The organism is Bacillus sp. FSL W7-1034 (genome assembly GCF_038593365.1).
Classification (GTDB): Bacteria; Bacillota; Bacilli; order Bacillales; family Bacillaceae; genus Bacillus; species Bacillus altitudinis.
The window spans coordinates 1,851,437-1,869,774 of record NZ_CP151989.1 but is presented as its reverse complement, the minus strand read 5'-3'; the positions used below and the strand labels follow the sequence as shown (position 1 = coordinate 1,869,774).

The following is an 18,338-nucleotide window of genomic DNA, read 5'->3' as shown; positions in this document are numbered from 1 at the left end:
CAGGATGGTTCCTGTCTCTTTTTTATTGCACATGAAAATTCGTTCCATCTGTTGTCTCTTTCACAATCCCTGCCCGAATGACAAAATCGCCGAAATGTTCATTTTCTTCTCGTTCTTTTGCGTAGCGGGGGAGAATAGAGCCAAGTTCTTTTAGAATGTCTTCCTCACCCACATTTTCACGGTATAATTTACTTAATCTGCTGCCATCAAATGCGGCACCAAGATACATATTATACTTACCAGGTGATTTTCCGATAAATCCAATCTCTCCAAGCGCATGACGAGCACAGCCATTTGGACAACCAGTCATTCGAATGGTGATTTCTTTATCACTTAATCCGTTTTCTTCAACGATGTCTTCGATTTTATCAATCAATCGAGGAAGGTAGCGCTCTGCTTCAGCCATCGCTAAGCCGCAAGTTGGCAAAGATACACAAGCCATTGAGCTGCGGCGCAGGGCAGAGTGCTGCTGGCCGTCTGATAAACCAAACTTCTGAATGAGCTGTTCGATTTGTTTCTTTTTATGAGTTGTCACATTCCCAATGATTAAATTCTGATTGGCTGTTAAACGGAAGTCACCTGTATGAACCTTGGCGATTTCGCGGATGCCTGTCATCAGCGGATAATCATCATAATCTGTGATGCGTCCGCCTTCTACAAACATCGTATAATGCCATCTGCCATTAATGCCTTTTACCCAGCCATAACGGTCACCGTTATGATCAAAGTGATAATCCTTTGCCTCTAAAAGAGTAAACCCAAGACGGCGCTCAAGCTCTTCTTTTACATTCTCAAGACCAAGGCGGTCCACCGTATATTTAAAGCGGGCATTTTTTCGCACGGAACGGTTTCCGTAGTCACGCTGAATGGTGATGACTTGTTTGGCAATTTCTACGACCTGTTCAGGTGTACAAAAGCCGATGACCTTTGCAAGCTGCGGATAAGTCGCTGTATCACCATGCGTCATACCCATTCCGCCGCCAATTGCGACATTAAAACCGACCAGTTGATCGTTTTCGATAATGGCAATAAAGCCTAAATCCTGCGAAAAGACATCAATATCGTTAGCAGGAGGGACCGCCACACCAATTTTGAATTTCCTTGGCAAATAAAGCGGACCATACATCGGTTCAACTTCCGTATCTGGCGTTGCCGCAACCTTTTCCTCATCAAGCCAAATCTCATGATAGGCTCTTGTTTGTGGGAGCAGGTCATCACTTAATTTTTTCGCCAGCTCGTATACATCATGGTGCACTTCTGATTGATAGGGGTTTGATGTACACATGACATTCCGGTTCACGTCGCCGCAAGCAGCAATTGTATCAAGCATAGTAGAATGAATCTCTTGAATGGTTTTTTTCATATTCCATTTTAAAATACCGTGAAGCTGAAAGGTTTCACGAGTCGTCAGCTTTAACGTACCGTTTCCGTATTTGTGAGCAAGCTCATCCATCACAAGCCACTGCTTAGATGTGGCGATTCCGCCAGGCAGACGGACACGCAGCATAAATTGATAGGCAGGCTCAAGCTTTTGTTTTTGTCGTTCATTTCTCAGGTCACGATCATCTTGTAAGTAGCTGCCGTGATGCTTCATCAGACGGTTGTCATCATCCGGAATTCCCGCTGAAATCGGATCAAGCATCACTTCTTTTAACGTACCCCGTAAATAATCACTTTTTTCTTTGATTTCCTCTACGTCGCTCGGAGGTCCATCCGGCGCTGTTAATGCTGTCTTCACCATGTAAGTAAAAGCTCCTTTCTTTCAAGCATCAAATCAATAAACGTCACGCTGATAGCGTTTTTGCTGCTGTAAGTTGGCAAGATAGCTTTCTGCTTTTTCTTTGCTCATCGCACCTTCTTCTTGAATGATGGATAGAAGGGTATTGTGAACATCATGCGCCATATGCTTTTCATCTCCGCAAATATACACGTAAGCACCTTGCTCAAGCCATTCAAATAATTCTTTGCTTTGTTTCTTCATTTGGTGCTGGACATATACTTTTTCCTCAGTATCTCTTGAAAAAGCCACGTCCATTTTCGTTAAGACGCCATCCTTTAACCACTTTTGCCATTCTGTTTGGTATAAGAAATCCGTCACAAAATGCTGATCACCGAAGAATAACCATGACTTTCCGTTTGCACCCAGTTCCTCACGTTCCTGCATAAATGAACGGAAAGGGGCGATGCCTGTGCCTGGTCCTACCATAATGATCGGTGCATCTGGATCTTGAGGAAGCTTAAAGTTTTGGTTGTGCTGAATATAAACAGGTAACGTATCACCTGGCTGCAGGCGCTCTGCACATAGAATCGAACAGACACCTTGGCGTTCTCTGCCGTGCGCATCATATCTGACAGCCCCTATCGTCAAATGAACCTCTTCGTCATTTGCTTTGAGACTGCTTGCAATGGAATAAAGGCGTGCAGGGATTTTTCTTAAAAGGGCTGTGAAATCTGCGGCGGTTCCTTCAAAAGGACCGAAATCACGAGCCGCATCTACTAAGTCCCGGCCTGCGATATATTCTTTCAGTTTTTCTTCGTTTCCTTCTTCTAAAAGGGCATGCAAGGATTCGCTTTTTGTCAGTTCAGCGATCTTTTGAAGAAGTGGTTTTGTTAAAACCGTGATCTCAAAATGCGAGGTGAGTGCTTCTTTTAAAGGAAGAGTGTCTCCATTTTTATGAACGGTGACGGATTCTTCTGCATTCCACCCGCATGTTTGAATCAGTTCGTCGACAAGCGCAGGATCATTTGTCGGGTAAATGCCAAGGCTGTCACCTGGCTCATACACGAGACCTGAACCTTCAAGCGAAAGCTCTAAGTGACGTGTTTCTTTATTAGATCCACGCCCATTTAAGTTGATATTTTCAAGAACTTCAGCATAAAAAGGATTCGTTCTTGAATATTCAGAAACGGCCGTACTGTTGGCTCCCGCTGATTCTTGCGGCAGTGAGACAGCTTCACCTTCACTCAAAGAAGAGGCAACACCTTGAAGCCATTCTGAAAACGGCTCATCATAATCAAGGTCACAGTCCACTCGGTCAAACAGGCGAGTACCGCCAAGCTCTTGGAAGCGTTCATCAAATTCTTTTCCTGTCTGACAGAAGAATTCGTATGAGCTGTCACCTAATGAAAGGACAGAAAAGCTTAAATGATCGAGCTTTGGCGCACGTCTGCCGTGAACATATTCATGGAACGAAAGGGCATTATCCGGCGGATCTCCTTCGCCATGTGTGCTGACAATGACCAGTAAATTGTTTATTTTTTTCAGATTATTCGGTTTAAAATCGGACATAGAAGAGAGCGTCACTTGAAAGCCTTTCTCTTCAAGATGCTGGGCTGTCTTTTTTGCTAACCCTTCGGAATTGCCTGTTTGCGACCCATAAAGCACGGTCACATCTTTGCTCACAGGCTGTACAGGTGCTGCGGCAGAAGGCGCCGGAGTGACAGCTTCTGAGCCGGCAAGCGCTGCCTGCGCTGATAAATAACCAGTAAGCCAAATTTTTTGCTGATCTGTTAAAGTCGGAAGCAGCTGATTGAGTAACTCTGCCTGCTCCTGGCTAAACGGACTGTTCAATACATGAAGTTGCAACAATATCCACCTCACAAGGAATATAAACATAGATTAATTCGATAGGAATTATATATATAGGTTCAATTTGAACTTTACCGAAAGTTTGCCATTAAGTAAAATATATAATATTGATTGTCATGATTAAGATTTCTAATGACAAAACACGGATGAATAGGGGAGAGGGCACAAAAAAAGGAAAACGGATCACCGTTTTCCTCTTTTTCGCCTGACTTACGCCGTTGGAAGCCCCATCACAGCTTTCACTTCTAAATATTCCTCGATACCGAAATCTCCCCATTCTCTTCCGATACCAGACTGCTTAAAACCGCCAAATGGGGCAAAGTAATCTGTTTCAGCATTGTTAATGGTGATTTGACCGGCACGAATATGTTCAGCGACATATTTTAATGTTTTTTCATCTTGACCAACAACATACCCGGCAAGACCATACACTGTATCGTTGGCGATCTCAAGGGCATGATCGAGGTCTTGATACGTGATCACACTCATGACTGGCCCAAAGATTTCTTCTTGCGCAATGGTCATATCATTTTTCACATTGGTGAAAATGGTATGCTTGGCGAAATATCCTTTATCGATTCCGTCTGGCTTTCCAGTTCCCCCAGCAAGAAGGGTAGCACCTTCTTCGATTCCTTTTTCAATATAAGATTGCACCGTATCCCACTGCTTTTTAGAAACAAGCGGGCCAGTAGCGTGATCTTCTCTCGGATCACCAACTGTAAACTTCGGCAGGGCGTTCAGCAGCGCTTTTTCAAACTTGTCTTTCATTGATTCTGGAATCAGCACACGTGTAGCTGCAGAGCATACTTGACCTGTGTTCATTGCAATATGATGAATAGCTGTTTCTGCTGCTTCGTCCACATCTGCATCGTCTAAGACGATAAGAGGGGATTTTCCGCCAAGCTCAAGTGCTACTTTCTTCACATTATCCGCTGCGTTTTCCATAATTTTAGAGCCGACGGCACCTGATCCTGTAAATGAAACGAAGTCAATATCAGGATGTGAGCTAATGCCGTCACCAATCACGTCACCCGTTCCGTTTACTAAGTTGAAGACTCCTTTCGGTACACCTGCTTCATCAATAATGTCTGCAAGAATCATCGCAGCAAAAGGGGTAATTTCCGCTGGTTTTAAGACAACTGTTGAGCCTGCCGCAATGGCACCCGCAATTTTAAGAGATGTCTGATTCGTCGGGAAGTTCCACGGTGTAATCAATCCGCTGACACCAATCGCCTCTTTTATAATCGTATGTCCACCGCGGTCTTCGGTAAATGTATAAGATTTCAGTGCTTCCGCTGCTTTAGAAAAATGTTCATAACCCATTTTGTAATGAACTTCTTCGGATACTTTCAGCGGTGCACCAAGCTCTTTTGTCATCACTTCTACAAGTTCATCCTTGCGTTTTTCGTACCCGCGCACAATGTTTTCCAACATTTCTACTCGTTCATTTCGAGATGTTTTTGAGAAAGAAGGGAAGGCGGCTCGAGCTGCTTTGACAGCTTGATCTAAATCTTCTTTCGTTCCTAAACTAATGGTGCCAATGACTTCCTCTGTCGCAGGGTTAATGACCTCCGTCGTTTCGTTTCCTGTTGATGCGACCCATTCTCCATTAATAAAGTGTTTCTCTTGATTTCTCATTCTGACATGTCTCCTTTTTGTATGTGATTGAATCCAATATTCTGTTTTCAGCTCATATAAAACTGTACCCACTGTGAAAAATCTAAAACGGAGAAACTGCATGAGAAAAAGTTTCTGATATAATACGCAAAGTGGGACATATGTCCTTTTCAACATGAGGGCATCTATCATTTAATGAAACTAGACTGAAAAAAGAAGGAGCTTTTGAACGAATGAAAGGTGTTATTTTTGCATTATTAGGAGGCGCTTGTATTACACTGCAAGGCGTAGCCAACGCCAGAATTAGTCAAGATATCGGGACGTGGCAGGCGGCAACGATCACGCAGCTGACAGGGTTTATCATCTCTCTCGTCATTTTACTCATCGTACGGGATGGCCACTTTAAGGAATACAAAAAAGTGCAGCCTCTTTATTTAATTGGAGGTGCATTTGCAGCCATTATTATCTTTAATGAGGTCACTGCCATTCAAATCATTGGTGTGACACTCACCATCGCTGCTTTACTTATCGCACAGCTTGCGTTTACCTTTGCCATCGATGCAAAAGGATGGTTTGGTGTTCAGAAGAAAAAAATGAAATGGCCCCATTATGCAGGTATCTTTTTAATGATTGCAGGCGTCATCATCTTAAAACTATAAAGGAGGGCATCAGATGGAGGAGCTGCATGATGAATCTCTTTTTTCCTCTTATATGAAGACGCATCAGTTACAGAATGTCTTTCATCAAAAACTCATCTCACATGTGAGCTTGTGGCGCTATCAGCAAGGTGAGCTGATTTGTTCAAAAGGGGATAAAAGGGAGTATATGTACTTGCTGGTGAAAGGAAAATTAAAGATTTTCACCACCACAAAAGAAGGAAAAACATTTATTCTTTGCTTTAAAAACCCTCTTGAAGCGATTGGAGATATTGAATACGTTCAGCAGACAGATATGGTCAATACAGTTGAAGCCGTTACAGAAGTACATATGCTCAGGATTTCTCATCAAGCCCTCATGCGTCATGCAAAGGACGATCCTCGAGTTTTAACCTTTTTGCTTAAGGGCATCACAAACAAATTTTATACAAAATCAAATGATCTAAGCTTCCACCTTTTATACCCTGTAGAGGTCAGGCTTGCAAGCTATTTATTGTCTGTTTTAACAGGTGATGATGACGCGCACGCACGCACGCTTCGCCTCACGGATGCAGCGAGCTTAATTGGAACAAGCTACCGCCATATTAACCGGGTCATTCAGCAGTTCCAAGAAAAAGGGCTGATTGAAAGGCGAAGAGGAAAGATTACGATTTGTGATCAAAAAGGGCTTTTAGAAATAGCAGAACACAACATTTATGAATAGAAGAAACGAAAGGACTTTTATATGATCATAGGAATAATATTAGCTGTCACTGCTGGGGCACTTGTCAGCTTACAAACCATTTTTAATAGTAAAGTCAATGAGCATACAGGCTCTTGGTCAACAACGACGCTAGTTCTAGGAATGGGCTTTATCGCTTCACTTTTGATGGGTCTTTTGTTAGAAGGAACCGGCATGTTTCAATTAAGGCATATGGAAGCCTGGTACTGGATAAGCGGAGCCATCGGGGTAGGCGTTGTCATCTGTCTTGTTCAGAGCATCAAACGTCTCGGTCCCACTTATGGAATCTCGATTGTTCTCACCTCCCAGCTAGGTTGTGCGCTTCTATTTGATTCGCTTGGCTGGCTTGGGTTAGAAAAAGTAACATTTTCTTTTACAAAATTATTAGGTGTACTTGTCATTGTGGCAGGAATCCTCGTATTTAAGTTAACCAAGCTTGAACCAGTAGAAGAGGAGCAGTCCAGAGAAAAAGGGCTGCCACAAAAGTAGCTGCCCTTTTATTTAAATCAACCGCCGCCATAAAACCGTTATGGTAGATAAACCAGTTAAAAGGAGCCTTTTCATGAAAGGCTTTTTTTTCTGTCCATAGTCGCTTGCTTTATATTCTGTTCGATCTTTCGCTACGAGAACACTATAAGCGATTTTTCGTTCGATTGCTTCCGTAAGAGATAACGCAAATGGTGCACTATCAATCACCAAAATCGATTCAGTATTTAAAAAGCTGGATCTTGCATCTAGATTATATGTTCCAATAATACTTAAGTTATCATCAATGACCATTGATTTGGCGTGAATTGAATACGGACCTTGATATTCATACAAATGAACACCTGTTTCCATCAATTCCTTTTTCGTGCTTAAATATCCTGCAAATGCTAAAGGGTTTGGTGTCGCTGTAAGAGAATTCGTCACGATCGTCGTTTGAATATCACTTGGTAATGGCGTGAGTCCGTCTTTCATTGGCCGTGTCGGTATGACATAAGGCGTCTGGATAAGAACCGAACGCTTTGACCGCTGTGCGAGATCGTTTAACTTTTTCAAGACGAGCGGACGTTTATTTAAGCGTTCCACTGGATTTGTGAAAAATGCAATCTGTTTTGCACGAATGGCGTCTTTTGCCCAATCATATGTGGACATGACAAAGGGTTCTTTTGTACGAATGGCTTCCTGATAAGATCGAAGTAGCTGTTTTCTTAGCTTTTTTCCTTTTTTCGCTTTTGCCTTGGAAAATACATCTTTCGTTCTTTTCGTAAAATCATGATTCCACAAATAAACGAAATACTGTTCCATTTCATCTAATACTTTTCCCTTTTTGGCATTGTAAAGCAGCACATCTCGGTCATATGCAAAGTCTTTCGGCGGCTGATCTGCAAAGTATTTATCACCAATATTTCTGCCGCCCATGACAGCGACCCTGCCATCTGCCAAAAGAAGCTTATCGTGAAGGCGGTTATGCCACGTCCATGGCTTGAACAAACGAAAAGGCTCATAAAAACGAATGGCCATATTCGGGTGATTCGCCACAGCATAACGCAAATGCTTTAGCGGTCCACGCAGGCTATGGCAAATGCCATCTAACAACAGCTGAACTTTTACTCCTCGATCAGCCGCTTCAATTAAAGCACCAAGCACCCATTCGGCGGTTTTTCCTTTTTGAATGGAATAATAACTCAAACGAATGTTCTTTTTAGCCTCGCGAATCATTTGAACTCTCACTTGACCCGATTCAAATCCGTCATCAAGCAGCATGACTTGATTTATGCCTTGGTCGTCTCCTGAGATGGAAGAAGCTTTATAGATGCAATGTTCCTTACAAGTTTTTTGAAACGGTAAATAAAACAAGACAAATGCGGTCAAAAATACATACACCACATATAAAAGGATCAGAAAAAACAAGAATTGAAGCACAGTGATCAACTCCTTTCACACAAACCGTTCTTTTTGTTAGCTTATGTTAAAAACAAAATTTCACTCATCCAGCTTTCTAATAAAAAATACAGGATAAAAGAATCACCTTGTTTTCATAGGGCATTTAATTATAGTATGAAATGAGTAAGGGGGAATCGCATTGAATGAACCATTATTTAATATACCAAGTGATGTGTACCAAACGTTAAGTGAAACAGAACGTTATTTACTGCATTATATTCACCAGCATTTAGAGGATATCTCCACCTTATCCATCGTCACATTAAGTGAAAGAGCCAACGTGTCGACGGCGACCATTGTCAGACTGATGAAGAAAATCGGATACAATGGCTATACATCCTTTAAATATCGATTGAAACAAGAAAAGAAAATGACAGATGATAGTGATCAACTAAAAAATATTGACGAAGACATCAAACTAGCCATTCGAAAAAATGAAGAAGAGGTCTTAAAGACGATTCAACTGCAAAGTATTGGGCAAATTGAGGATGCGGTTCAAAAGATCCATGATGCAGACAAAATTTATATTTTTGGCAGAGGCTTTTCAGAGATGATCGCCAAAGAGATGACCATCAAATTGCAGCTCATCGGAAAAACATGTGAAGTTCATGACGACCCGAATATCATTCGGCTCAAATCGCGTGACATTGATAAAAACGAGCTTGCCATCTTTGTTTCATTAAATGGAGAAACGTCGGAACTAGTGGAAGCCTGCCAAAACCTCAGTATGAAGCAGGTCACGACCATTACGGTCACAACTAGAATTGATTCTACATTAAGTAAAATATCAGATATGACACTCGTCGGATATAAAGGGGAACAATCATTCTTCCCAGATTATGAAGTCAGGTCCCGCCTGTCGCTTCATGTCATTGCCCGCATTTTACTAGACGCCTATGTGATTCGGATGAAATAAACACTCAAAAAGCCTTCCACACTTTATGATGGGAGGCTTTTTACCGTGAAAACCTTTACACAATCTGAAAACATTTTCACTGAATCGTATGAGATACTTTCTTTAGAGAAAAGAAAGAAGGTGAAACCAATTGATTTATACCTGCACCTTAAATCCTGCTATTGACCTATATATTGCATTAAAAGAAATGCGGGCAGATACAGTCAACCGCACTGAAGATGAGGATTATCAGCCGAATGGAAAAGGTGTTAATGTGTCCATTATGCTAAAGAAATATGGCTTCACCAGCACTGCATTAGGATTTATTGCTGGGTTTTCAGGTTCATATATTGAACAATCGTTAAACGATCTCTCCATTCAAACTGATTTTATCCCAGTGGATGGGATTACACGCATTAATGTATTTATTAACACAACGGAAGAATACAAGCTTGTGAATCAAGGACCTGCTATTGAGGCAAAAGCGCTTGATGCCTTTCGCGAAAAAATCTCGACCATTCCAAAAGGCAGCATCTTCATTATGTCAGGCAGTCTGCCTAAAGGCGTTCCTGCTAGCATTTTCTCAGAGATAGCCGCTATTTGTCATCAAAACAACGTGAAATTTATTTTAGACACAAGCTCTAAAGCGGTTTTAGAAACACTTCAATACAAACCATATTTACTAAAACCAAATGAAGAAGAGATTGCCGCATTTTTTGGGAAAACCCACCGTTTATCAGAAACAGAACTCGTTGAATCAGGACGAAAGCTGATCGAGATGGGTGCAGAGCAAGTACTCATTTCCCGAGGAGGAGAAGGTGCACTATTCCTTACAAACGAAGCCGTATTAAAAGGAAATGCACCAATAGGAACGGTCGTAAACACGGCTTGTTCTGGTGATGCCATGCTCGCTGCATTCCTAAGTAAACAGCTGGAAGGACAACCTCATGAAGAATGCTTACGATACGGCATTGCAACAGGGGCATCTACCGCCTTTTCAAAAGGGTTAAGTGATTTACATGACATTGATTCATTAATTGAGCAAATACACATTCAGAACATATAAGGGGGAGTTCACATGAGCCGCAAGAAAATTGTCGCTGCCACTGGCTGTCCAACAGGCATTGCGCACACATTTATGGCAGCTGAGGCATTAAAAATCGCAGCTGAGCAATTAGGGGTCGACATCAAAGTTGAAACGCATGGTCAAGTAGGAATTGAAAACGCTTTAACGGATCAAGACATTTTGGAGGCCGATGGGGTCATTGTCGCTGCTGACAAAGATGTGAATACAGATCGCTTTCACGGCAAACCACTCATTGAAGTGCCTGTAGCAAAGGGGATTCGCACACCAAATGAACTGATTCAGGGCATTATCAATGGAGAAGCCCCCGTTCATCAAGTGAAAGGAAGAGCTTCTGGAACAGAAAAAACATCTGCGCCTTCATCAGCTCAACAAAAGTCAGCGAATAAGTGGATACACACCATCTACAAACATTTAATGAACGGTGTATCACATATGCTTCCATTTGTTGTTGGAGGCGGGGTCTTAATTGCTTTATCTTTTCTATTCGGTATTTACTCAGCTGATCCTCAGCATGAAACGTATCATCCGTTTGCTGCCTACTTGAAAAACATTGGCGGACTCGGCTTTAGCTTAATGGTGCCTATTTTAGCAGCATTTATCGCTGATTCAATCGCCAAACGCCCAGGGATGGTTGTCGGATTTATCGGTGGCTTGCTTGCAAACGATGGAGGCGCTGGATTCTTAGGTGGTATTATCGCAGGTTTTGCAGCAGGGTATATCATCGTACTTCTTCAATTCCTGCTTCAAAAATTACCAGCATCACTTGACGGATTAAAATCAATTTTCATCTATCCTGTCATTGGTATTTTCTTAATTGGGGCTGTCATGACCCCGCTATTAGTTCCAATCACAGGGCTAAATAATTCATTAATGGATTTTCTCTCCTCAGTTCAATCCACAAATCCATTGCTTTTAGGTTTAATTGTTGGAGCCATGTGTGGATTTGATATGGGAGGACCTTTTAACAAAGCAGCCTATGTCACAGGAACGGCTTTACTCGCAGAAGGTAACCTTTACTTCATGGCAGGGGTGTCAGCAGCATGTATCACACCGCCGCTTATCATTGCGATTGCCACAACGATTTTCCGAAAACATTTTACACCACAAGAACGAAATGCTGGGATGATCAACTATATTCTCGGAGCGACTCATATTACCGAAGGAGCCATTCCATTTGCAGCAAAAAACCCAGTCGTTGTCCTTCCAATTATCATGTTTGGTTCCGCCATCTCTGCTATATTGACGTATCTCTTTGGCGTACAGGTTCCAGCTCCGCATGGCGGATTCCTTGTCCTTCCAGTCGTCACAGGCGCATTCCAGTGGGTGCTTTCCATACTCATCGGCTCACTTGTAGGTGCGATTCTATACGGACTTTACCGCAAGAAAATAGACAAACCCGCAGTTTAATAGGGAGGAAGAGAAATGATGGAACATATTTATATGAATCTACATGAAACCGCTTCTTCACAGGCTGGCGTTTTCGCAGCCATAGCTGACATTGCCTCTGAAGCAGGGATTTGTACATCTCCTGAGGCAGTCAAAAAAGGACTAGCTGAAAGAGAAGCTCTGAGTACAACCGGCTTTCAAGATGGATTTGCCATTCCGCATACACAGTCAGACGCCATTCAAGTACCGGCACTCGTCATCGTTCGTACAGAAACCGGAATCGAATGGGACGCTTTTGATGGGAAGCCTTGCTTTTTCTTCTTATCCTTACTCATTCCAAAAAGTGAAGCAGGAACCACTCACTTACAAGCACTTTCTGCTCTTTCACGCGGATTAATGGATGAAACGAAACGGCAAAAACTGCTCGAAACAAGAACAAATGAAGAAATGCTCGCTGTATTAAAAACAGATATTTTGACGAGAGAGGATGTTTGACCATGCCTTTACTTTCCACAACACCTATGCTTGAAGCAGCAAAAAAAGAAAAATACGGAATTGTCGCATTCAATGTACATTCCTTTGATAGTATTTACTGGGTACTCGAAACGGCAGCTGAATTAAAATCACCTGTCATTTTGCAAACAACGGTTGGCACGGTCCAATCGCTTGGCGCAAAAGCCATTGCAGATACAGTAAAGGCGGCAGCTGATCAATACCAAATACCAATCGGCCTTCATCTTGATCATTGCACTGATTTTGATGTGATTCTTACTTGTATACGAGCGGGATATACATCCGTTATGATCGATGCTTCCATGCATTCATATGAAGAAAATGTACGCCGCACAAAAGAAGTGGTGGACCTTGCCTTAAAAGTAGGTGTGAATGTAGAAGCCGAGTTAGGCAAGGTAGGCGGGGTAGAAGATGATATTGTCGTGGATGAAAAGGATGCTCAAAAAGCCATTCCATCAGAATGCCGTCAATTTGTAGAAGATACTAGTGTACCTACTTTAGCACCTGCGATCGGCACGGCCCACGGCATTTATAAAGGGGTGCCGGATATCGACTTTGACCGCATTGAACAAATTGCAGCGCTTGTCGATGTGCCGCTTGTCCTTCATGGTGGTTCAGCTGTACCAGATGAGGATGTCAAAAGATGTGTCGCACTCGGTATGGCAAAGGTCAATGTGTCCACTGAACTGAAAAATGCATACTCTGAAGCGATTCGTGATCATTTCTCAAACGAACCTGAAAGCTTAGATCCGCGTATGTATTTACAAAAAGCAAAACAAGCAGCCAAAGACATGGTCACATCTAAAATAAAGATCGTTGGCAGTGAAGGAAAAGCCCAACTTTTATATCAATAAGATGAAAAAAAGCAGAGCCGCATCACTCTGCTTTTTTCACATTATTCGCTTTCTTTCATTTCATTTGATGTACGTACTCGTGCATTTCCCATAAATACGACCGTAATCGCCGCAAGTGCAATCGGGAATAAAGCAATCATAAATACATACGTAATACTTTGTGACATCGCATCAATCACTTTATTTAAAATATCAGGCGGAATTTGTGAGCGTGCCCCCTCTTGGAAAATGGCTTGTGGATCACCAACTTGAGAAGAAGCTCCTTTCATTCCGCTAAAAGCATCTGCTAAACGATTTGTCAGGACATTGGTTTGAATCGTTCCAAAAATCGTCACGCCTAAAGTCATCCCAAGTGATCTCATGAACGAATTGGTAGAATTAGCACTGCCGCGGTAGCGCGGAGAGAGATCATTCATTGAAGCAGATGGCAGAAGGGAGAAGCTAAATCCAACGCCAAAACCTGAAATCATCATAAAGAGCGTAAGCCACAATCTTGCTGTATCAGGCGACATATTGGCAAGCAGCAGCATCCCAGCAAAAAATGAAATCACAGAGATGGTCATTAATCGTCTAAAAGGTACTTTCGTCTGCATCGTTCCGCCAATCATACTGCCAATCACGGAACCAATCATCATCGGTGTTAAAATGAACCCGGCACTTGTTGCAGATTCACCGTACACCGCCTGGACGAAGATAGGAATAAAGACAGCTAGAATAATAAACGTCCCGCCATATAAAAACGCCAAGATTTGAGATGTCGCAAACAGACGATTTTTAAACATCCAAAATGAAATAATCGGTTCTTCTGCCTTCCGTTCAACAATGAAGAAGATGGTGCCAAAGACAACAAACACAGCAAATAGTGTCAAGATTTGAACAGAATCCCATGCATACGATTTACCGCCAAGCTCAAGAGCGAACATTAAACTGACAACCGCAACGACAAGTGTAATGGCACCTGACCAGTCAATTTTCTGCTTACGATGCTCGAGCGATTCTTGATAAAATTTGGCGATCAAGAACACACTGACGATACCAATTGGTACGTTAATATAAAACACCCAATGCCAGCCGATCGAATCCGTAATAATTGCTCCTAACAGCGGTCCTAATACACTGGATAGACCAAAAACTGCACCAAACATACCGGACATTTTCCCGCGCTTTTCTGGCGGGAAGATATCAAAGATAATCGTGAAAGCGATCGGAAGAAGAGCACCGCCTCCAAGTCCTTGAATCGCACGGTAAATAATAAGCTGATCCATCGTTTGTGCGATGCCGCACAGCGCAGATCCAATTAAAAAGAAAATAAGTCCAAACAGAAAAAAACGCTTTCGACCATACATATCTGAAAGCTTTCCATAAATCGGCATACCGGCCATCACTGCCACCATATAAGAAGCAGTCACCCAAGCAAATTTATCAAAACTGCCCAAATCGGCGACGATGCTTCCCATTGCTGTTGCGACAATGGTGTTGTCCATCGCTGCCATAAAAATCCCTAACAGCAACCCGATGACAACAAAGCGAGTGGATGCCTTGCCTTTATGATCCACGTTATTCATTTCATTTACCCCCTGCTTACGTTCTCTTCACTTTTTTGCTATGATCAAGTTAATTATAAAGTAAGAGAACATTTATCTTGATGATCAAGATAAATTGATTTTAAAGGGAGGAGAACAAGTTGTCAACAAAGAACGAGGCAGAAGATCGAGCGGACCAGATCATTCATACGATGAGACGCCTTGCTACACGAACAGTCCTATTTCACCAAGCAGCCGCTCAATCGCTCGGCCTTTTCCCAACAGATCTCAAATCAGCAGATTTGTTAAACGAACTTGGACCACTCACAGCAGGTGAATTAAGTGAAAAAACCGGTCTCAGCTCAGGTGCGGTCACAGCTCTCATTGACCGGTTAGAAAAAGCAGGCTACGTCAAAAGGGAGAAGGACCCAAAAGACAAGCGAAGAGTCATCATTGTTCCATTAACGGCTGGGAAATCACAGGTGAAGGAACTCTTTCAATCTTTATCGGCATCAACTAAACAGCTCACAAACGAATACAAACAAGAAGATTTAGACTTGATCATTCAATTTATTAACGAAGCAGCAGATATTATGGACCAAGAGCTACAATTGCTTAAGTCTAAGTCTTAAGAGAGCACAATGTTAAGGGGGTGCTTTTCTTTGAAAAATAAAATAGCGAGGATATGCTTCTGATCATTTACATATTAAGTACTGTTTTTGTATCTTTATTCCTATTTAATGACAAACTTCGTGTTGGTAAAATTGACCTCGTCAATGAATAGGAAGGAGTGAATTCTTCTGGGCAAGATACTTGATGCAAAAGCACTAACCAGTGCCATGGATACAAGGGCAAAACACTATCAGGAACTCCGCGAACAAATGATAGATTTAAAAAAGGCATTACAAGGTGTTGCCAATCTCGGTGACGACTTCACTGGAAAAGGTGCCGATAACATTAAAAGCTTCTACAAAGAACTCGCCGGAAATGTGGACATGTTTATTAGCTTCATTGATAAACAAAAAGCCTTTCATGAAGGTGTTTCTGGAACGCTTGATGATACAAATTTTGGCGGCGACACCTTTGTAGAAGAACACTTTTTAGACAACGCTGTACATATGGGAATCAAGAATGCCAAAAGCATCGTGAAGGATCAAAAAAAGGCACTCAAAACGATTTTTCAAGATATTGATGACCTCATTTCTCTGGAGGTATTTGATAGTAAAACCTTTGACGAAAAGATTGCAGATGCGGAAGATGAACGGAAGAAAACGGTTAAAGATTTAATAGAACTTGATCAAAATCTAAAAGATGAATATGCTTTGTCAGAGACTGAGGAGAAGGCTACAATGGCATTGTACGCAGAAATGATGAATGCGACAAATGACGGAAAATCCATTTTGCCTATGAATTTTGACAAGAAAGCGTATCAAAATAGCGAAATCTACAAGGCAAAAAGCGATATTGAGAAGCAAACTTCTGAATATCTAAAAATCAAAAAAGATCAAGAAGAAGCCCGCAAGATCGCAAAGGAACAAGAAGCGCTCGCCAACCGTCCTTGGTATGAAAAAGCTCTTGATTACGGAGGAAATATCGTCAATGAACTGACAGGCGTGAACGATGCAAAACGTGCCGCAACAGGTGTCGATCCGATCACAGGTGAAGAACTCACCGCAGGCCAGCGAGTCGCCGCAGGCGGCATGGCAGCAGCAGGCTACATCCCGATTGTCGGATGGGCGGGCCGGATTTTCAAAGGCGGAAAAGCCGTCTATAAAACGACTCAAGCCACGTCCGCCGCAGTCAGAGCAGTAGACATTTACAAGACATCACAGAAGTCTTTCGATGCGTTGAAAACATCACAAAAAGGCTTATATGGACTCACCGCGACCAACGGCTTTAGCGAAGCGATTACGGGTCGAGATATGTTTGGGAATAAAATCTCGAAAGAACAGCAGGAAGCGAGTATGAATGCGGCTTTGGGGATGCTTTTGCCATTTGGGGCAAAAGGGTTTCATGGGAAGATAGGGTTAAGTTCTCAAAGTCCAGAAGGATTTAATCGAAAAAGGGCTTTGCGACACGCTAAGGATTTAGGGGGGATACCTAGATCTCAACAACCTACTCGTCAATGGCAAGTAGGAGATAATGTTTTTAAGAAAGGGCAAGAACATCGTAATTATGAGTACAGTTCTAACCATACTCACCATGGTCGGTACTATGAATTTGATACCCCAAAAGGAAAAAGAGTTATAGTACAACATACTAATGATGGAAAATTACACACTCATGCAGGGAAACCAAAAGAGGGTGCCGATCCATTTAATTATGATTTTAAAAAAGAAAGATATTCAAATATATATGGACCAAATGGTGATCACCATATCTATTATAATGAATAACGAGGAATGAAAAAATGGTATATAAAAATGAAAAAATACAGAAAAAAATTGCTTTGATGAATGCTAAAAAGAAAATACAACAATTAGCATATATTGAGGTAATTGATTTTGAAGATGATGCTTCTCAATGGCTAAAATTATGTGAAACAGTATTAAAACAATTTCGTCAAATAGATTCAACACCTTCCGAAATATTAACAAATACAGACAAAGACTCGATTATGACTTGGTTAAAAAATTCATTAGATTTTCTCAAAGAGAAAAAAGAATGGTTTATTTTAATTGAAAATGACCCTTTTCCTGTTTGGGCAAATGTAAAAGCTTTAGATTTCGATAAGGCAATTGAAGAAATTTGGCTATTTTCAGAGAATCATAGCATCATTGTAGCAGATAAAATAACAGGTAAAATTGCTCAAATATTTTCAGAAGAAAAACACTTTGAACTTCATATTGGAAACTGCGCAATTTAATTGTAAGCAAGATTAATTAATCAAAGAGCAGAGCCACAACCTGAAATCTCTCGTTTGACATTAATTAGGTTAGCAAACACCACTACATTGTTTTCTATGAGATGAAGGTTTTTAAATTCGACTATTTAAACTGATAATTTTAATTATGATAGGTGATTCAATGAATGAGAGCTCCAGTTATTTAAAGAAGTTAAAAGATTTTTTAGGTGGTTCATTTCATCAGGATATCGTGTCACCAGAAGAAGCGTTAGATGAGTTTATTCATGAAGCTAGCAAAGAATGTCTGCTGTCCACTATAAAGGATTGTCAGGATTTTTCGAATAGTCCTTTAACAATACAGGAAAAAGAAAGCTTTATCGAAAATAATGCAGAAATCTACTTTCCGGCGATCTCATTAAATCCTCTACAGTGGTTTGATAAAGTAATAGAGGAAATGAAAGAAGCAGTGAAAATGAAGTAACAAAATGAATCTTGATTGTCTTTATGCCTTTTAAGGTTTTGGGGTTTGTTGCGCATCAAACCGAATAAAACCGAAACAAAGGATATTGGCCCTGTGATGAATGTCCGTTTTATGCAGTATATATGGGTGAATCAAGAACGCGAAAGGCATTGAGAAATATTAAAATATAGCATTCAAAAAGATTTACCAGGACATTCATGACCTCATTCCTTTCATAATAAAAGAAGACAAAGAACTCTTTG

Annotated in this window: 17 protein-coding genes; 12 read left to right on the top strand and 5 right to left on the bottom strand. The window is 41.4% G+C overall.

Annotated elements, in window-relative coordinates:
• Positions 1 to 22 precede the first annotated feature (22 nt).
• The 3 genes from cysI to NST73_RS09520 all read right to left on the bottom strand — a co-directional run bounded on the left by cysI (position 23) and on the right by NST73_RS09520 (position 5,227).
• A complete protein-coding gene (cysI, locus tag NST73_RS09530; RefSeq protein WP_342499539.1) occupies positions 23 to 1,741 on the bottom strand; it encodes an assimilatory sulfite reductase (NADPH) hemoprotein subunit in 1,719 nt (572 codons plus the stop codon).
• 33 nt (positions 1,742 to 1,774) lie between these two features.
• On the bottom strand, positions 1,775 to 3,586 hold the full coding sequence (locus NST73_RS09525; protein WP_340936643.1) for an assimilatory sulfite reductase (NADPH) flavoprotein subunit: 1,812 nt from the start codon (positions 3,584 to 3,586) through the stop codon (positions 1,775 to 1,777).
• A gap of 213 nt (positions 3,587 to 3,799) precedes the next feature.
• Positions 3,800 to 5,227, bottom strand: a complete 1,428-nt coding sequence (locus tag NST73_RS09520; protein ID WP_135008810.1) for an aldehyde dehydrogenase family protein — start codon at positions 5,225 to 5,227, stop codon at positions 3,800 to 3,802.
• 212 nt (positions 5,228 to 5,439) lie between these two features.
• Here NST73_RS09520 and NST73_RS09515 point away from each other — a divergent pair, with 212 nt between their 5' ends.
• The 3 genes from NST73_RS09515 to NST73_RS09505 are packed head-to-tail and all read left to right on the top strand — an operon-like array spanning position 5,440 to position 7,072.
• The gene (locus NST73_RS09515; protein ID WP_008343684.1) at positions 5,440 to 5,865 is read left to right on the top strand and encodes a DMT family transporter; all 426 of its coding nucleotides are present in this window, start codon (positions 5,440 to 5,442) and stop codon (positions 5,863 to 5,865) included.
• Between the two features lie 13 nt (positions 5,866 to 5,878).
• Positions 5,879 to 6,565 (top strand): Crp/Fnr family transcriptional regulator, encoded by a 687-nt coding sequence (locus NST73_RS09510; RefSeq protein ID WP_041092782.1) that lies wholly within the window; start codon positions 5,879 to 5,881, stop codon positions 6,563 to 6,565.
• 21 nt (positions 6,566 to 6,586) lie between these two features.
• A complete protein-coding gene (locus NST73_RS09505; protein ID WP_024718278.1) occupies positions 6,587 to 7,072 on the top strand; it encodes a DMT family transporter in 486 nt (161 codons plus the stop codon).
• Between the two features lie 12 nt (positions 7,073 to 7,084).
• Here NST73_RS09505 and NST73_RS09500 read toward each other — a convergent pair whose 3' ends face one another.
• On the bottom strand, positions 7,085 to 8,491 hold the full coding sequence (locus NST73_RS09500) for a phospholipase D family protein (RefSeq protein WP_342499538.1): 1,407 nt from the start codon (positions 8,489 to 8,491) through the stop codon (positions 7,085 to 7,087).
• Positions 8,492 to 8,651: 160 nt separating this feature from the next.
• On the opposite strand from NST73_RS09500, the gene NST73_RS09495 reads away from it, so the two are divergent.
• The 5 genes from NST73_RS09495 to NST73_RS09475 all read left to right on the top strand — a co-directional run bounded on the left by NST73_RS09495 (position 8,652) and on the right by NST73_RS09475 (position 13,247).
• On the top strand, positions 8,652 to 9,428 hold the full coding sequence (locus NST73_RS09495) for a MurR/RpiR family transcriptional regulator (RefSeq protein ID WP_007499235.1): 777 nt from the start codon (positions 8,652 to 8,654) through the stop codon (positions 9,426 to 9,428).
• A gap of 130 nt (positions 9,429 to 9,558) precedes the next feature.
• Complete coding sequence (gene pfkB, locus NST73_RS09490; protein ID WP_041092776.1) at positions 9,559 to 10,473, top strand: 1-phosphofructokinase; 915 nt, start codon at positions 9,559 to 9,561, stop codon at positions 10,471 to 10,473.
• Between the two features lie 12 nt (positions 10,474 to 10,485).
• Entirely contained in the window at positions 10,486 to 11,901 is a 1,416-nt protein-coding gene (locus NST73_RS09485; RefSeq protein WP_039167833.1) for a PTS fructose transporter subunit IIBC, read from the top strand.
• A 15-nt stretch (positions 11,902 to 11,916) separates the two neighbouring features.
• Positions 11,917 to 12,375: a fructose PTS transporter subunit IIA gene (locus tag NST73_RS09480; RefSeq protein ID WP_178930230.1), complete on the top strand. Its 459-nt coding sequence runs from the start codon at positions 11,917 to 11,919 to the stop codon at positions 12,373 to 12,375.
• A gap of 2 nt (positions 12,376 to 12,377) precedes the next feature.
• On the top strand, positions 12,378 to 13,247 hold the full coding sequence (locus NST73_RS09475; RefSeq protein ID WP_024718283.1) for a class II fructose-bisphosphate aldolase: 870 nt from the start codon (positions 12,378 to 12,380) through the stop codon (positions 13,245 to 13,247).
• A gap of 41 nt (positions 13,248 to 13,288) precedes the next feature.
• On the opposite strand, the gene NST73_RS09470 is transcribed toward NST73_RS09475, so the two are convergent.
• Positions 13,289 to 14,812 (bottom strand): MDR family MFS transporter, encoded by a 1,524-nt coding sequence (locus NST73_RS09470; RefSeq protein WP_017359534.1) that lies wholly within the window; start codon positions 14,810 to 14,812, stop codon positions 13,289 to 13,291.
• A 170-nt stretch (positions 14,813 to 14,982) separates the two neighbouring features.
• Between NST73_RS09470 and NST73_RS09465 the strand changes: the two genes are divergently transcribed.
• The 4 genes from NST73_RS09465 (at position 14,983) to NST73_RS09450 (ending at position 18,096) form a co-directional block, all read left to right on the top strand.
• Entirely contained in the window at positions 14,983 to 15,402 is a 420-nt protein-coding gene (locus NST73_RS09465) for a MarR family transcriptional regulator (protein ID WP_052463405.1), read from the top strand.
• Between the two features lie 168 nt (positions 15,403 to 15,570).
• Entirely contained in the window at positions 15,571 to 17,166 is a 1,596-nt protein-coding gene (locus NST73_RS09460; protein WP_342499556.1) for a T7SS effector LXG polymorphic toxin, read from the top strand.
• Positions 17,167 to 17,180: 14 nt separating this feature from the next.
• Entirely contained in the window at positions 17,181 to 17,636 is a 456-nt protein-coding gene (locus tag NST73_RS09455) for a hypothetical protein (protein WP_024719050.1), read from the top strand.
• Positions 17,637 to 17,796: 160 nt separating this feature from the next.
• Positions 17,797 to 18,096, top strand: a complete 300-nt coding sequence (locus NST73_RS09450; RefSeq protein ID WP_024719051.1) for a contact-dependent growth inhibition system immunity protein — start codon at positions 17,797 to 17,799, stop codon at positions 18,094 to 18,096.
• The last annotated feature ends 242 nt before the right edge of the window (positions 18,097 to 18,338 follow it).

Bases quoted from the DNA above. Each gene is read 5' to 3' on its own strand.
- NST73_RS09485 (WP_039167833.1), top strand. From the start codon at position 10,486: ATGAGCCGCAAGAAAATTGTCGCTGCCACTGGCTGTCCAACAGGCATT.
- NST73_RS09480 (WP_178930230.1), top strand. From the start codon at position 11,917: ATGATGGAACATATTTATATGAATCTACATGAAACCGCTTCTTCACAG.
- NST73_RS09475 (WP_024718283.1), top strand. From the start codon at position 12,378: ATGCCTTTACTTTCCACAACACCTATGCTTGAAGCAGCAAAAAAAGAA.
- NST73_RS09515 (WP_008343684.1), top strand. From the start codon at position 5,440: ATGAAAGGTGTTATTTTTGCATTATTAGGAGGCGCTTGTATTACACTG.
- NST73_RS09505 (WP_024718278.1), top strand. From the start codon at position 6,587: ATGATCATAGGAATAATATTAGCTGTCACTGCTGGGGCACTTGTCAGC.
- NST73_RS09455 (WP_024719050.1), top strand. From the start codon at position 17,181: ATGGTATATAAAAATGAAAAAATACAGAAAAAAATTGCTTTGATGAAT.
- NST73_RS09465 (WP_052463405.1), top strand. From the start codon at position 14,983: ATGAGACGCCTTGCTACACGAACAGTCCTATTTCACCAAGCAGCCGCT.
- cysI (WP_342499539.1), bottom strand. From the start codon at position 1,741: ATGGTGAAGACAGCATTAACAGCGCCGGATGGACCTCCGAGCGACGTA.
- NST73_RS09450 (WP_024719051.1), top strand. From the start codon at position 17,797: ATGAATGAGAGCTCCAGTTATTTAAAGAAGTTAAAAGATTTTTTAGGT.
- NST73_RS09520 (WP_135008810.1), bottom strand. From the start codon at position 5,227: ATGAGAAATCAAGAGAAACACTTTATTAATGGAGAATGGGTCGCATCA.
- NST73_RS09470 (WP_017359534.1), bottom strand. From the start codon at position 14,812: ATGAATAACGTGGATCATAAAGGCAAGGCATCCACTCGCTTTGTTGTC.
- NST73_RS09510 (WP_041092782.1), top strand. From the start codon at position 5,879: ATGGAGGAGCTGCATGATGAATCTCTTTTTTCCTCTTATATGAAGACG.